Annotated in this window: 11 protein-coding genes; 6 read left to right on the top strand and 5 right to left on the bottom strand. The window is 72.0% G+C overall.

Translation table 11 applies throughout. From position 1 onward, the window contains the following. Positions 1 to 17 precede the first annotated feature (17 nt). The 3 genes from GA0074696_RS23360 to GA0074696_RS23350 form a co-directional block, all read right to left on the bottom strand. Positions 18 to 4,310, bottom strand: coding sequence for a GH92 family glycosyl hydrolase (locus tag GA0074696_RS23360; protein WP_088963087.1), 4,293 nt, complete (start codon positions 4,308 to 4,310; stop codon positions 18 to 20). Between the two features lie 125 nt (positions 4,311 to 4,435). Beyond that, positions 4,436 to 7,600 (bottom strand): hypothetical protein, encoded by a 3,165-nt coding sequence (locus tag GA0074696_RS23355; RefSeq protein ID WP_231925127.1) that lies wholly within the window; start codon positions 7,598 to 7,600, stop codon positions 4,436 to 4,438. 127 nt (positions 7,601 to 7,727) lie between these two features. Further along, complete coding sequence (locus tag GA0074696_RS23350; protein WP_088963086.1) at positions 7,728 to 8,498, bottom strand: SDR family NAD(P)-dependent oxidoreductase; 771 nt, start codon at positions 8,496 to 8,498, stop codon at positions 7,728 to 7,730. Positions 8,499 to 8,584: 86 nt separating this feature from the next. Here GA0074696_RS23350 and GA0074696_RS23345 point away from each other — a divergent pair, with 86 nt between their 5' ends. Then, on the top strand, positions 8,585 to 9,061 hold the full coding sequence (locus GA0074696_RS23345; RefSeq protein ID WP_088963085.1) for a MarR family winged helix-turn-helix transcriptional regulator: 477 nt from the start codon (positions 8,585 to 8,587) through the stop codon (positions 9,059 to 9,061). Positions 9,062 to 9,092: 31 nt separating this feature from the next. On the opposite strand, the gene GA0074696_RS30935 is transcribed toward GA0074696_RS23345, so the two are convergent. Together GA0074696_RS30935 and GA0074696_RS23340 are read right to left on the bottom strand one after the other, a co-directional pair. Beyond that, positions 9,093 to 9,233 (bottom strand): hypothetical protein, encoded by a 141-nt coding sequence (locus GA0074696_RS30935; RefSeq protein WP_197700766.1) that lies wholly within the window; start codon positions 9,231 to 9,233, stop codon positions 9,093 to 9,095. A gap of 92 nt (positions 9,234 to 9,325) precedes the next feature. After that, positions 9,326 to 9,922, bottom strand: coding sequence for a TetR family transcriptional regulator (locus tag GA0074696_RS23340; RefSeq protein WP_231925126.1), 597 nt, complete (start codon positions 9,920 to 9,922; stop codon positions 9,326 to 9,328). A gap of 169 nt (positions 9,923 to 10,091) precedes the next feature. On the opposite strand from GA0074696_RS23340, the gene GA0074696_RS23335 reads away from it, so the two are divergent. The 5 genes from GA0074696_RS23335 to fabG are packed head-to-tail and all read left to right on the top strand — an operon-like array spanning position 10,092 to position 14,086. Continuing rightward, positions 10,092 to 10,862 (top strand): SDR family oxidoreductase, encoded by a 771-nt coding sequence (locus GA0074696_RS23335; protein ID WP_088963083.1) that lies wholly within the window; start codon positions 10,092 to 10,094, stop codon positions 10,860 to 10,862. Next, positions 10,862 to 11,644, top strand: a complete 783-nt coding sequence (locus tag GA0074696_RS23330) for an SDR family oxidoreductase (RefSeq protein ID WP_088963082.1) — start codon at positions 10,862 to 10,864, stop codon at positions 11,642 to 11,644. The genes GA0074696_RS23335 and GA0074696_RS23330 overlap by 1 nt, the downstream gene beginning before the upstream one ends. Then, a complete protein-coding gene (locus GA0074696_RS31505) occupies positions 11,641 to 12,624 on the top strand; it encodes an NADPH:quinone oxidoreductase family protein (RefSeq protein ID WP_088963081.1) in 984 nt (327 codons plus the stop codon). Before GA0074696_RS23330 ends, GA0074696_RS31505 begins: the two co-directional genes overlap by 4 nt. Continuing rightward, positions 12,621 to 13,334, top strand: a complete 714-nt coding sequence (locus GA0074696_RS23320) for an HAD family hydrolase (protein WP_197700765.1) — start codon at positions 12,621 to 12,623, stop codon at positions 13,332 to 13,334. The genes GA0074696_RS31505 and GA0074696_RS23320 overlap by 4 nt, the downstream gene beginning before the upstream one ends. Next, on the top strand, positions 13,331 to 14,086 hold the full coding sequence (fabG, locus tag GA0074696_RS23315) for a 3-oxoacyl-ACP reductase FabG (protein WP_088963079.1): 756 nt from the start codon (positions 13,331 to 13,333) through the stop codon (positions 14,084 to 14,086). The genes GA0074696_RS23320 and fabG overlap by 4 nt, the downstream gene beginning before the upstream one ends. The last annotated feature ends 1 nt before the right edge of the window (position 14,087 follow it).

Genomic DNA, 14,087 nt, shown 5'->3' with positions numbered 1-14,087 from the left:
CGCCCCGATCTCGCCGGTCAGCGCGGGGCGCACTGTCCCGAGTAGCCGCCGGTGACCGTGCTGGGCAGCCCGTTGTCGCGGGGCGCCGGGTCGTTGTCGGCGCAGGACAGCGCGCCGGTGACCGTGCTGGCGGCGAGCACCGGATCGGCGTTGCCGACGAGGTCGACCCCGCCGGCGACCTGACTTGCCTCGATGGCGGCCTCGCCGGTGGTACCGGCCACGGTGACGCCACCCCGCACGGTCACGCCGTGCAGCACCACCGCGTCGGCACCGCTGGCCGACACCCCGCCGGAGAGCACGCCGCCCCGCACGTACAGCGCGGCACCGGGCTGTACGGTCACCGCCCCGTTGATCGTCGCGCCGGTCAGGCACGTCACGCCGGACGTGACGGTCAGCTCGGCGTCCCGCCGTCCGGTGATCGTCGAGGTGCAGGCCGGCGACGGCCTCGCCAGCAACTCCACCTCCGCGAGGGTGGCCACCGGGTCGGCGGCGGTCACCTCCAGCCGGTAGTGGGCGTACCGGCCGGGCTGGTCGACCTGGAACGACCGGGTCTGCGACCGCCAGGGGAACGACTCCCCGGACCGGTCGTCGAGCACCGTCCAGTTACGGCCGTCGTAGGACCCCTTGAGCTGCCAGCCGTGCAGGTCTCCGGCGACCTTGCCGGAGGTGAGCGTGTAGTGGGTGACCTGCTCCGGGGTGCCGGAGACCTTCCACTGCACCGGGTCGTCGACCGCGACCGTGGTACCCGAGCTGTCGTCGGCCAGCGCGGCGGCCCCGCCGGTGACGGTGATGTCCGCCAGCGGCCGGGCGACCGGGCCCGGCCTGCTGAGCGAGGTCGGCAGGTCTTCGGCCGCGGTGGCCCAGGACGACGGGTACTCGCCCATCTCGAAGTCCAGCACCGCGCCGTCGGCCAGCTCGCCGTGCGAGATCGAGGACTTCCGGTGGGTCTGCCCGTCGACCGTCAACCCCTGCACGTAGACGTTGCGGGCGTTGTTCCCGGGTGCGTTGACGACGATCTGCCGGCCGTTGGGCAGGTGCACCGTCGCCTTGCGGAACAGCGGTGAACCGATCACGTAGTCCGCGCTGCCCACCTGCAGGGGGTAGAGGCCGAGCGCGCTGAAGAGGTACCAGGCGGAGGTCTCGCCGTTGTCCTCGTCGCCGGCGTAGCCCTGGCCGATCTCGCTGCCGAGGTACATCCGCGACAGCGCCTCCCGGACCTTGGCCTGCGTCTTCGCCGGCTGCCCCGCGTACGTGTACATCCACGGGATGTGGTGGGCGACCTGGTTGCTGAAGCCCCACATGCCCATCCGGACGTCCCGCGCCTCGATCATCTCGTGGATGGTGCCGCCGTAGGAGCCCGGGAACTTCGCCGTCTCCGGGGTGCGGAAGAACTCGTCCAGCTTGTCGGCCAGTTGCTGCCGACCGCCGTACAGGTTGGCCAGGCCCTGGCCGTCCTGCGGGACGTGGAACGCGAAGTTCCAACCGTTGGTCTCGGTGTAGTCGTGCTCGTGGCCCCAGACCCGCGGGTCGTACTCCGCCGGGGTGGACTTCCACTTCCCGGCGGCGTCCCGACCCTGGAAGAAGTCCACGTGCGGGTCGAACATGTGCACGTAGTTCTGCGCCCGGTTGCGGAAGTACTCCGACTCCTCGCGGTAGCGGGCCCGGTCCGCCTCCGGGGTGGCGGGGTCGTCGGCCAGCGCCGCGCCCATGTTCGCGATGCCGAAGTCGTTGATGTAGCCCTCCAGCGCCCAGGACACCCCTTCGGACACGTCCGAGGCGGTGTACCCCTGGAAGATCGACGTCTGCAGTCCCTTGCGACCGACGCTGGTGTTGTTCGGGTTGCTGCCCGGCGGGCTGACCGTGGCGTTCTTCACCGCCGCCTCGTACGCGGCCTTGACGTCGAAGTCGCGCACGCCCTTGACGTACGCGTCGGCGAACGACACGTCCGAGCTGGTGCCGGTCATCAGGTTCGCGTACCCGGGCGACGACCACCGCGACACCCAGCCGCCGTCCTTGTACTGCTGCACGAACCCGTCGACCAGTTCGCCGGCGGTGTCCGGGTCGAGCAGCGTGTACGCCGACCAGGTGGTGCGGTACGTGTCCCAGAAGCCGTTGTTGACGTACACCTTGCCGTCCACGACCGGGGCGCCGGTCCGGGTGGCGGTGGTGCCGGCCGGGATAGTGCTCGACGTGGTCGACTGCACCGCGTGCTTCCAGACCGGCGCCTCCGGCGTGCCCACGTTCTCGTGGGCGGAGTTGGGGTAGAGCGAGAGCCGGTAGAGGTTGGAGTAGAGGGTGGTGAGCTGGTCCTCGGTGGCCCCCTCGACCTCGATCACCCGCAGCTTGTCGTCCCAGAGCCGCTGCGCGCGCTCGCGGACCGTCTCGAGGGTGTCGTCGCGGCCGATCTCGTTATCGAGGTTGCGCCGGGCCTGCTCCACGGAGATGAGCGAGGTGGCGATCCGCAACGTCACCGTCCTGGCCTGCCGGGTGTCGAAGGCCAGGTAGCCGGTGACGTTGGTCCCGCCGCCGCCGGTGAGCCGGCCGCTGGCGGTGACCGGGGAGTCGACGACGCCGTAGACGAACATCCGGCCGGCGCCGTTGGACAGCCCGCTTCGCACGTCCGAGTAGCCGCTGACCACGCCGTCGGCGCCGAGGGTGAGGCCGCCGTTGTTGTTGACGTTGTCGAAGATCAGGTTGCCCTGGTCGCCGGTGAAGGTGAACCGGAACAGCGCGGCGTGGTCGGTCGGTGCCAGCTCCGTCCGGAGGCCGTTGTCGAAGGTGACCTCGTAGTAGTGCGCCTTCGCCACCTCGTTCTCGTGGCCGAACGGCAGCGCCCGGGCGGACCGGCCGGCGGCGGGTACCCCGGTGGCCGGTGACGGCATCACCTGGAAGGTCTGCCGGTCACCCATCCACGGGCTCGGCTCGTGGCTGACGGTGAACGCCTGCAGGGCCGGGCGGTTGGTGGCGGTGTTGCGGCTCTGGTAGTCGTACAGCCAGCTGATGGAGCCCGCGTTGGTCATCGGGGTCCAGAAGTTGAAGCCGTGCGGCACCGCGGTCGCCGGGATGTTGTTGCCCCGGGAGAAGCTGCCGCTGGAGTTGGTGCCGCGGGTGGTGAGCACGTGGTCGGAGGGGCGGGGCTTGGCCACCTCGGCCGGGTTGCCGGTGATCCGGATGTCGTCGACCCAGCCGTTGAACAGGCCGGTCCCGGTGGTGCTGTCGTAGGCCAGCAGGACGCGGTCGACGCGCTTGCCGGCGGCGACCGCGCCGATCCGGGACCGCTTGACGTTCCACTGGTCGGCGTAGAGCGACTTGGACTCACCCTGCGCCTGCGGGCTCAGCCCGAAGCCGTGCTGGTCCACCGCGCCCAGCTCGCTGAGGTAGGTGCCGTCGTCGAAGGCCAGGTCCACCGCCGCGTAGGTGCTCGGGTAGTCCAGGTCCTGCCCGGTCAGCTCCGGGAAGATGACGTACGACAACTCGGTCCGGTCGGTCACCGTGAGGTCGACGTCGAAGACCTTGTTGTACGCGTACCCGCGCCCGCTGACGGTCTGCCCGCCCGAGTACTGCAGCGCGCGGACCCCGGTCCAGCCGACGTTCGGCTTCATGGTCGGGCCGTTGACCGGGCCGCCGCTGCTCATGGTGCGCATGTTGCTGGGCGGTGGGGGAGTGGTGTCGCCGTTGGAGAGCTGAAGCTCGGCGAGCTGCGTGATGCCGCCCCCGCCGATCGCGGTGACGTTGAGCCGGTAGTACGGATACGCGGTGGCGTTGTCGAACCGGTACTCCCTGGTCTGGAAGCGCTCGGTGAACTGCTGCCCGGTCCGGCTGTCCAGGGTGGTCCAGTTCTCGCCGTCGGCGGAGCCCTGCAGGGTCCAGTCCTTCGGGTCCCGTTCCGGCGCGTCGTTGGCGGAGGTCAGCGCGTAGTGCACGACGGCGATCGGGGCGTCGAGCCGGACCCGTACCCAGCCGGTCGGCGTGAACGACAGCCACTTCGTACTGACACTGCCGTCGATGACCCGGTCCGCGGTCTCGCTGGGCGGGTTCTCCGCGTTGGCGGTGACCTCGGTGATCCGGCCGGCCAGGTTGCCGGGGATTCCCTTGACCGGGCTGCCGGTCACCCCTGAGGTCTTCTCGGCGCCGCCGGCGTCGGTCTCGGTGGTGTTGATCCAGGTCGGCTGGGGATCGCCGGCCTCCAGCGAGGTGGAGAAGTCGGTGGCGGGCGCTTCGGCCGCCAGCGCGGGCAGCGGTACGGCGGGGACCGCGAGGCTCGCCACCACCACGACCGGCAACAGGAACCTGCGTCTACTACGCCTCATGCGAAAACCTCCAGAGGGGACGTCCGAATGCGACGGTCGCGCACCCGGTTGGAGATTTCGCCAGCGTTCGCGGCGGATGACAAAGCTGTCAAGAGCCCTAACAAAAAGTCCCCGGCGCGAGCCGGTCAGGCTGGCTGCCGGCCGCGATTGATCGACAGCAGCAGACCGACGGCGGTCAGGGCGGTGCCGGCCACGGCGGCGTACCCCGGGAGGCCGGCGGGGATGCCCAGGTAGACGGTGATGCCGAGGATGCGGGACAGGCCCCAGGGCAGCAGCGCCAGTTGGTCGTTCCACACCGTCAGCGCGCGCTCCAGGCCGACCACCGCGACCAGCCCGGACAGGATCCCGAGCGGGACACCCGCGGCGGTCAGGGTCAGCCCGACGGCGCTGCGGCGCCGCAGACCGTACCGGTCGCGCAGCACCACGGCGGTGGCCACGAAGAGCCAGCAGAACGCCGCGAACGCGACGGTGACGTAGACCGTGCGCAGGGCAGGCGCGGTCCAGAAGGCGAACCAGTACTTCCCCGGCCCGCGCCCGGCGAGCGCCGCCAGCAGCAGCACGCTGCGCAGCAGCGCGACGCCGCCGACCACGGCCCACAGGTGGAACGGGTCCCGCCGGCCGGCGACGAGGCGTACGACCAGGGCGAACAGCGCCCATCCGCCCAGGGTGACCAGCAGGTGCGCGGGGGCGGCGAACCAGGTGAACACGAGCCGGCTCGCCACCAGCACCACGGCCGGGACCAGCCACACCAGCACCCGGTCCGCCCGCGACCGCGGTGCCGGCAGGGCGGCGACCCGCCACGGTCGGACCGCGCCGACCAGCAGCCCCCGCGCGGCGGCGCCGCCGAACCCGCGCCCGCGCCCGCCGATCAGCACCACCACCAGGATCAGCCCGAGCAGCACGCGGGCCGCCCAGGCCATGGCCGGGTCCCGGTCCGCGCGCTGCGCCCCCAGGTCGGCGGCGGTGAAGTTGTACGCGGGCAGGTCCAGGTCGGTGCCGTAGCGCTGCCGGTGCACGTCGCGCGCGCCGCGGTACGCCGTCTCGGCCAGCCGCCAGCCGTCGTAGGCGTCCGCCGAGCCGGTGTCCAGCCACTGGGCGTGCCGCAGCACCATGGTCCGGTAGGCGCCCAGCGTCTCGAAGAGGTTCACCTGGTAGTCGAGCGTGCTGGTGAAGTGCTCGCGCAGCCCGGCGTCCCGCCAGCTCGCCGGGTCGGTGGCGGCGACCAGGTCGCGCATGCGCCGGGCCAGCGCGACGGCCTGGTCACCCTCGTCGATCGCCGCGTCGACGCGACCGCCGGTGACCGCGTAGATGCTGTCGAGCGCGGCGGAGTCGCCGGTCGGAATGTCCCACTCGAAGATCCACATCATCGGCGGCGGCTCCAGTCCGAGCGCCCGCACCGACTTGTCGGCGTACGGCCCGATGTAGAGGCCCTTGGTGACCGCCTCCCGGGACAGCGCCATGGCCTGCCCGATCGCGGCGACAGTGGCCGGGTCGCCGGAGAACGTGCGGTACGCCCAGTCCGCCGTGACCTGGGCCGGATCGGCGTCCGGATCCCAGGCCAGCCGGGCCACGGCGTACGTGTTCAGGTCGTACAGCTGCCAGAATCCGGTGCGCAGGTAGAGCGACATCGGCCCGGCGCGCAGCGGGCCGCCGTCCTGGGTCCAGTTCCAGACGCCCTCGATTTTCGGGTTGGCGGCGAGGAACTCGCGCAGCGCCTGGCGGTGCAGCGGGCCGAGGTCGTTGGGGAGCGAGCCGAACGCCTCGAACTCGCGCCGGGCCTGGAACTCCACGATGCGGCGGTGCTCACCGGCCAGCAGGGTGGTGTTCAGCGGCAGGTGGCTGTAGAAGTCGCCGAGGGTGTACTTGGTGGAGACGATCAGGTGCGGGTCGTCGAACCCGCCCAGCACCTGCGCGTACGACTCGGGGTTGGTGTGCAGGTCGCCGACGGCGCCGACGCCGACGGTCCAGGTGCGGAAGATGACCTCCTTGCCGGCCTTCCCCGCGGTGTCCAGCAGTGCCCGCAGCATCGCCCGCACGGACGCGTCGGTGGTGACGGCGAGCTTCGACGAGTAGTCCCAGCCGTCCTCGGCGTACACCTCGCCGCCCTCGCCGATGCGGACCATCAGGCCGTCGACGAACGGCATGTTCTCGAACAGTTCGGCCAGCCCGGCCTGGTAGACGGCCCACAGCCGAGGGTCGGCCACGTCGAGCCCGCCGACGGTCCTGGTCAGGTACGCCTCCAGCGGCGGTGACACCGCGAGCATGTCGGTGAGCAGGAAGACCCGCACGCCCATCTCCTCGGCGTACCGGAAGACCGGGCCGAACGCCGCGACCATCGCCTTCGCGCGTTCGACGTGCGTGTCGCCGGGCGGATACACCGCGTGCCCGTCACCGACCTTGGCGAAGGTGACGTACTCCAGGAAGCCGGGCACGACGACAGCGTTGTAGCCCTGCGCCACGGAGTGGTCGACGAACTGCCGGAACTGCTCGTCGATGCGGGCCACCGCTTCCGCGTCCACCCACGGTGCCTGCGGCAGCAGCGCCTGCCCGACCACGTCGGCGTTCAGGTTGTAGTCGTCGCCGGCGGCGAAGGCGGCCGGGTCGGGCTCGCGGCCCACCGAGCCGGCGTCGGTCAGCCGCAGGCCGAGCCGGGGCGTGACCACCCGGCCCGCCTCGGCGGGCGGCAGCGCCTCGGTGCCGGAGCGGATCCGGTCGGCGAGCCGGTACAGCCCGGCCGCGGTGCCCGCGATGTCGGCCCCCTCGACGGCCAGTTCGGTCCCGCGCACGCTGAGCCGGTAGGACTCCGGCGCCGTGGCCAGGGTGGCGAGCACGCCGGCCCGCAGCGTGGTCAGCGCCGTGCCCGCCGGGGCCGAGGGTGCGGCGGTACCGGCCGCGCCGGCCTGCCGGCTGCCCGTGGCCGGTCCGGCCGTGGTCTGCGTACCGGCGGCAGGCGGCGCGATGGTCGCGGTCCGGGCCGCCGGCGTGTGGCCCGGCGCCGGCGGGTTGACGACCGGGCGGGGCAGGCCGCGGGAGACGAGCGCGTCGGCGACGGCTGCCGCGGCCTTGATGGTGCGCGGCTCCTCCGGCACGACCATGGACGCCAGCCGCGGCGCCGGTGCGACCACCCGCTGCGGCGCGGCGGCGACGTCCTCGCGCGGCACAGCGGCGGGGGTGTGGCTCAACCCGAGCGCGTCCCCGACGCCCCAAACCACGCCCGCGCCGAGCAACACCAGGACGATCGCGACGGCGAGCAGCGGGTACGACCGCCGGACCGGGGCAACGTGAATCACGCTCGCATAGTAGGGGCGCGGTTGCCTGTTGGACAGGACCGAAGCGGTGCGGCCGCCCCGTCGCGGTCTGCCGGCAGGTGCACCTCGGCGCGCGCTCGGATCGGGCGCGCGCCGGCGTCTGGGGGGATCAGGTGAAGTTGGCGCCGCCGTCGACCAGCAGCGACTGGCCGTTGATGTAGGCGCCGTCGTCGGAGAAGAGGAAGGCCACCATCGCGGCGAGGTCCTCCGGCTTCCCCAACCTCGGCGAACGGACCATCGCGAGCATCTGCTCACGGAACTCGACGGTCGTGGTCTCGAGCGCGGCGCCGGTGAGGATCACGCCGGGCGACACGAGGTTGGTACGAACGCCGTGCTTGCCGCCGAGGGTGGCGGTGTGCCGGGTGAGGCCGATCAGCCCGCTCTTGGCCGCCTGGTAGGCGACGCGCTCGGTCTCTCCCAGCCACACCGCGCTCGACATGGTGTTGACGATGGCACCCTGGCCTTGCCTGATCATGATCGGCAGGGCGTGCCGGAGACCGTGCATGTAGCCGGTGAGGGTGACGTCGATGGTGTGCTGCCAGACATCGAGTGGCACCGAGGTGACGTCGCTGTCGCGCCCGATGTTGTTCGGCGAGAGATCCGCGGCCACGTTGAACAGGCCGTGCAGACCGCCGAACCGCTCGACGGTGAAGTCGATCAGGCCCCGGTAGGACTGCTCGTCGGCGATGTCGAAGCCGCGGGCCACGGCCGTTCCGCCGGCTGCGGTGATCTCGTCGACCACCGTCTGGGCGGCGGCCTGCTTCAGATCCGCCGCGACGACCAGCATGCCTTCCTCGGCGAGCCGGATCGCGGTCGCGCCGCCGATGTTGCCCGGCGCCGCACCGCCGACGAGGGCGACCTTGCCGGTGAGTCCACGCATTGTCCTGTCCCTTCCTCGGGCTGTCCTTGCTTCGCGAAGCAACCATAGCTCGGGTAATTGCTTCGTCAAGCAAGTACACTTGGGGCATGTCCACCGTCACACCGAAGCCGCCACGGGCCCCGAACGGGCCGCAACCTCTCAATGCGGACGAAGAGGCCGTTGTCCGGGCCCTCCCGCGGATCATTCACGCCCTGCCCCGCGCCATCGACGCCGCCCTCGTACGCGAACAGGGACTGCCCAGCATCGAGTACGAGACCCTGATGCATCTCTCGGAGGCGCCCGACCGGCAACTGCGCATGAGCGAACTCGCCGCCGCCTGCGAGATGTCGCTCAGCGGCATGAGCCGCGTCGTGCAGCGGCTGGAACGGCAGGGTCACGTCCAGCGGGTCAGGTGCGCGCAGGACGCCCGCGGCTGGAACGCCGTCCTCACCGACGCCGGCCTCGCCCGGCTGAGGCAGGCCTGGCCCACCAACCTGGCCGCCGTGCGCCGGCACTTCCTCGACCACCTGGCGGGCCTCGACCTCAAGCAGCTCGCCGAGGCTCTGGGAAAGGTGGGCACCTGAGCCGACGGGCGGCTGTATTTCCCAGGCCCCGTCAGTCGCCCTGGCGGTTGGCGGACCGGACGTGCGGAGCGGCCGTCCAGCTGGCGAGCAGGTTGAGCGCCTCCTGCGCCGGCGAGCCCGGCTCGGCGCTGTAGGCGTTGAGCCGCAGACCCGTGTCGGCGGTGAGGTCCATCGACTCGAACTCCAGCGTCAGGTCCGACCACCACCGCTGAACCGCCGGTGGCCCGTCCCGCCAGGAACGACCTGATCGCCCCGCTGTGCCGTTCAGCGAGCGCCGACGATGCGGAGCGCCATCTCGGCGTACTGGGTGGCGATGTACTCGGGGCTCCAGCCGCCGTCGTCGCGGTACCACCGGCCGAGGTCGACGCCGAGGGACAGCAGGGCAGCTCCCGCGATTCGCGGATCCGGGGCGTCGAAGACACCGGCGGCGACGCCGGCCTCCACGAGCTGGCGGAACGCCTGCTCGATCCGGTGACGCACGGCACGGATCTCGGCGAGATGCTCGGGGCTCAGTGCGGCCAGCTCGTAGTTCACCACCCGGGTGCGGGTGTGGTCGCGGGCGTGCGAGACGACGAAGTCGTGCACCGCCCGCCGCAGCGCCGTGGCCGGGTCGTCGGACGACGCGATCGCCTCCTGCACGAGGCGCAGCACGTGGTCGTGTCCTGATCGCGCGATCAGGTAGAGCAGCTCCTCCTTGGATTTGTGGTGCACGTAGAGCGCGGCCGGGCTCAGCCCGGCCGCGGCGGCGATGTCGCGTGTCGTCGTGCCGTGGAAGCCTCGCTCGGCGAACGCGTCGACGGCCGCCTCGAGCAGCCGGGCGCGGGTCGCGTCGGCGCGAGAGTGATCGGCGGTGGAGGTCAACCCGCGTCCATCCTTCCTTCTGCCTGGCCGGCATTGATACCACAACGGCCCGGTGGGCCGGCCGGATGTCGAGCACCGGGCCGGACCTGTTGACGGCAGCCGCTGCGGCGTCGCACACTTCATCGAGCCTAACGTAAGCAAGCGCTTAGTAACCCTGAAGGGGAGGCCCGTGTCCCAAGCTGCAGCGACGTCGACGAGATTCACCGGACGAACGGCGATCGTGACCGGTGCCAGCCGAGGCATCGGCCTGGCCATCGCCGAGCGGCTGGTCGCCGAAGGCGCCAAGGTCGTCATCACCGCCCGCAGGCAGGAGGCGCTCGACCAGGCCGTCGCCCAGCTGGGCCCGGAGCACGCGCTCGGCGTCGCCGGCCACGCCGACGACGCCGACCACCAGGCCGAGGTCGTCGCACGCGCGGTCGACACCTTCGGCAGCGTCGATCTGCTGGTCAACAACACCGGCATCAACCCGACGTACGGCCCGATGGTCGACATGGACCTGGCCGCGGCCCGCAAGATCTTCGAGGTGAACTGCCTCGCCGCCCTGGCGTGGGTGCAGCAGGCCTATCGGCGCTGGATGAAGGAGCACGGCGGCGCCGTGGTCAACGTCTCCTCGGTCGCCGGCCTCCGGCCCGCGCCCGGCATCGGCTTCTACGGGGCCAGCAAGGCGATGCTCACCCACCTGACCCAGCAGCTCGCCGTCGAACTCGGCCCGGACATCCGGGTGAACGCGGTGGCCCCGGCCGTGGTGAAGACGAAGTTCGCCACCGCCCTGTACGAGGGTCGGGAGGAGCAGGTGGCCGGGGCGTACCCGCTCAAGCGGCTCGGCGTCCCCGACGACATCGGGAGCGTCGTCGCGTTCCTGCTCTCCGAGGACGCCGCCTGGATGACCGGCCAGCTGCTGGTGATCGACGGCGGCGTCACCCTGACCGGAGGTGTCTGATGCCGGTACGGGACAAGGGCGTCGTCGTCACCGGCGCCGGCCAGGGCATCGGTCGCGCACTGGCCACCCGACTCGCCGCTGAGGGCGCGCGGGTCGTCGTCAACGACCTCGACGCCGAGGCGGCCGTCCGGGTGGCCGAGGAGATCGGTGGCTCGCCCGCGCCCGGCGACGCCGCCACCGAGCAGGGGGTTGTCGCGCTGGTCGAGGCGGCCCGAGGCCACCTGGGCAGTATCGACGTCTGGATCGGGAATGCCGGGATCGACCGCGGCAACGGGCTTGGGGCCACCGAGGAGGACTGGGCCGCCAGCCACGAGGTGAACGTCATGGCCCACGTACGGGCCGCGCGACTGCTGGTCCCCGAATGGGTCGAGCGCGGCTCGGGTCGGTTCGTGGTGACCGCGTCGGCGGCGGGGCTGCTCACCATGATCGGGAGCCCGACGTATGCGGTGAGCAAGCACGCCTGCGTGGCGTTCGCCGAGTGGCTGTCGGCGACCTACCGGCACCGTGGCGTCGTGGTGCAGGCGATCTGCCCGCAGGGGGTGCGGACCCGGATGCTCGACAACGCCGGGCCGTTGCAGGAGCTGCTCAGCCACGATGTGCCGCTCACCCCCGAGGACGTCGCCGAGACGACCTGGCAGGCCCTCCACCACGACCGGTTCCTCGTCCTGCCGCATCCCCGGGTGGCCACCTACTACGCGCACCGTGCGACCGACACCGATCGCTGGCTGGGCGGCATGAACAAGCTCCAGCGACGACTCGAGGACCAGGGGGCGGCCCGATGAAGGCATGGCGGGTCGCCGACCTCGGTGAGCCCCGCGACGTGCTGCGGCTCGTCGACGTGGCCGACCCGGAGCCGGGTCCCGGGCAGCTCGTGGTGCGGGTGCTGGCCGCTCCGGCCAACTTCCCGGACGTCCTGATGTGCCGGGGCGAGTACCAGGTCAGGCCGGAGCTTCCGTTCACCCCGGGCGTCGAGCTGTGCGGCGAGGTCGTCGCGCTCGGCGAAGGTGTCGACGGGTTCGCCGTCGGTGACCGCGTGCTCGGCGGCGCGACGCTGCCGTACGGCGGGTTCGCGGAGTTCGCGCTGCTGGCTGCGGCGGCCACGTTCCCCGCGCCCGCGGAGCTCGACGACGCCGAGGCGGCCTCGCTCTACATCGGGTACCAGACCGGCTGGTTCGGCCTGCACCGGCGGGCCGGGCTGCGCGCGGGCGAGACGCTGCTGGTGCACGCCGCGGCCGGCGGCGTCGGCAGCGCCGCCGTCCAGTTGGGCAAGGCGGCCGGCGCCCGGGTGATCGGCGTCGTGGGCGGTCCGGAGAAGGCGGCGGTGGCCCGGGCGCTCGGGGCCGACGTGGTCGTGGACCGCCGGGAAGCGGACTTCGTCGAGGTGGTCAAGGCCGAGACCGGTGGTCGGGGCGCCGACGTCGTCTACGACCCGGTCGGCGGCGAGACCTACCAGCGTTCGACCAAGTGCGTCGCCTTCGAGGGCCGGATCCTCGTGGTCGGCTTCGCCGGCGGTCAGATCCAGTCCGCCGCGCTCAACCACGCCCTGGTGAAGAACTACTCGATCGTCGGCCTGCACTGGGGCCTGTACCACCGCTACGACCCGTCGGCCGTCGCCGAATGCCATCGGGCTCTCACCGCGTTGGCCGCCCAGGGCGCCGTACGACCCCTGGTCAGCCAACGCCTCGCGCTGAACGAGGTGGCCGACGGGGTGCAGGAGCTCGCCGACGGCGTCACCGTCGGCCGGGTGGTGTACGTCTCGTGAGCACCGCGAACCAGGTGGACGCCGTGGTCTTCGACTACGGCGGCGTGCTCACCGGACCGGTCCGGGACTCGATCGCCGCGTGGCTGCAGGCCGACGGCATCGACCCGGCGTCGTTCTCGCGCACGCTCAAGGCCTGGCTGTCCCGCGACGCCCCGGACGGCACCCCCGTCCACCGCCTGGAGACCGGGGCGCTGGGCGTCGACGAGTTCGACGCGCTGCTCGCCGCCGAGCTCACCACGCGCGACGGGCGTGCGGTCGATCCGGTCGGCGTCCTGGCCCGGCTCTTCGCCGGGATGCGCCCCGACCCGGCGATGTTCGACCTGGCCCGGCAGTTGCGCGACGCCGGCGTGCGGGTCGGCCTGCTCTCCAACAGTTGGGGCAACACGTACCCGCGCGAGCAGATCGACGGACTCTTCGATCCCGTCGTCATCTCCGGCGAGGTCGGCCTGCGCAAGCCGCTCGCCCCGATCTACGCGTTCACCCTGCAGCGGCTCGGGCTGCCGCCCGACCGGGTGCTCTTCGTCGACGACGCCGAACCGAACGTGCTCGGCGCCCGCGCGGTCGGCATGCGGGCGCTGCTGCACACCGACGCCGAGTCCACCCGGGCCGCGATCGCCGAGTTGCTTCCCGCCGCCGGCACCGGCCTCCCACGGCCGCGGCCCGGAGCCGACCTGCCCCATCCCGCCCCCATCGAGGAGTTGACCCCATGACCGTCACCCGCACCGCAGTCGTCACCGGAGCGGCCCGTGGCATCGGCGCAGCCGTCGCCAAGCGCCTTGCCCTGGACGGCTTCGCCGTCGCCGTCGTCGACCTGAACGAGGCGGCGGGCAAGCCGGTCGTCGAGGAGATCCAGGCCGGCGGCGGCCGGGCCCTGGCCGTCGGCGCCAACGTCGCCGACGAGCAGGCGGTGCGGGCCGCCGTGGACCGGATCGCCGAGGAACTGGGCGAGCCGACCGTGCTGGTCAACAACGCCGGCATCACCCGCGACAACCTGCTGTTCAAGATGACCGTCGACGACTGGGACGCGGTCATCAACGTGCACCTGCGCGGCTCGTTCCTGATGAGCCGCGCCGTGCAGGGCTACATGACCAAGGCCGGTTGGGGGCGGATCGTCAACCTGTCCAGCACCTCGGCCCTGGGCAACCGGGGTCAGGTCAACTACGCTGCCGCCAAGGCCGGCCTGCAGGGCTTCACCAAGACGCTCGCCCTGGAACTCGGGAAGTTCGGGGTCACGGCGAACGCGATCGCCCCCGGCTTCATCGAGACCGAGATGACCGCCGCCACCGCGGCCCGGGTCGGCATGGCCTTCGAGGACTTCAAGAACGCCGCCGCGGCGCAGATCCCCGTCGCCCGCACCGGCACGCCGGAGGACATCGCGCACGCCGTGTCGTTCTTCGCCAGCGAGGGAGCCGGCTTCGTCTCCGGCCAGGTGCTGTACGTCGCCGGTGGGCCGAAGGCCTGAC

Origin of the sequence: Micromonospora purpureochromogenes (assembly GCF_900091515.1) — a bacterium.
In the GTDB taxonomy this organism is placed as follows: domain Bacteria; phylum Actinomycetota; class Actinomycetes; order Mycobacteriales; family Micromonosporaceae; genus Micromonospora; species Micromonospora purpureochromogenes.
Note: the sequence above shows the minus strand (reverse complement) of the source record. Positions and strands in the feature narration are given on the sequence as shown.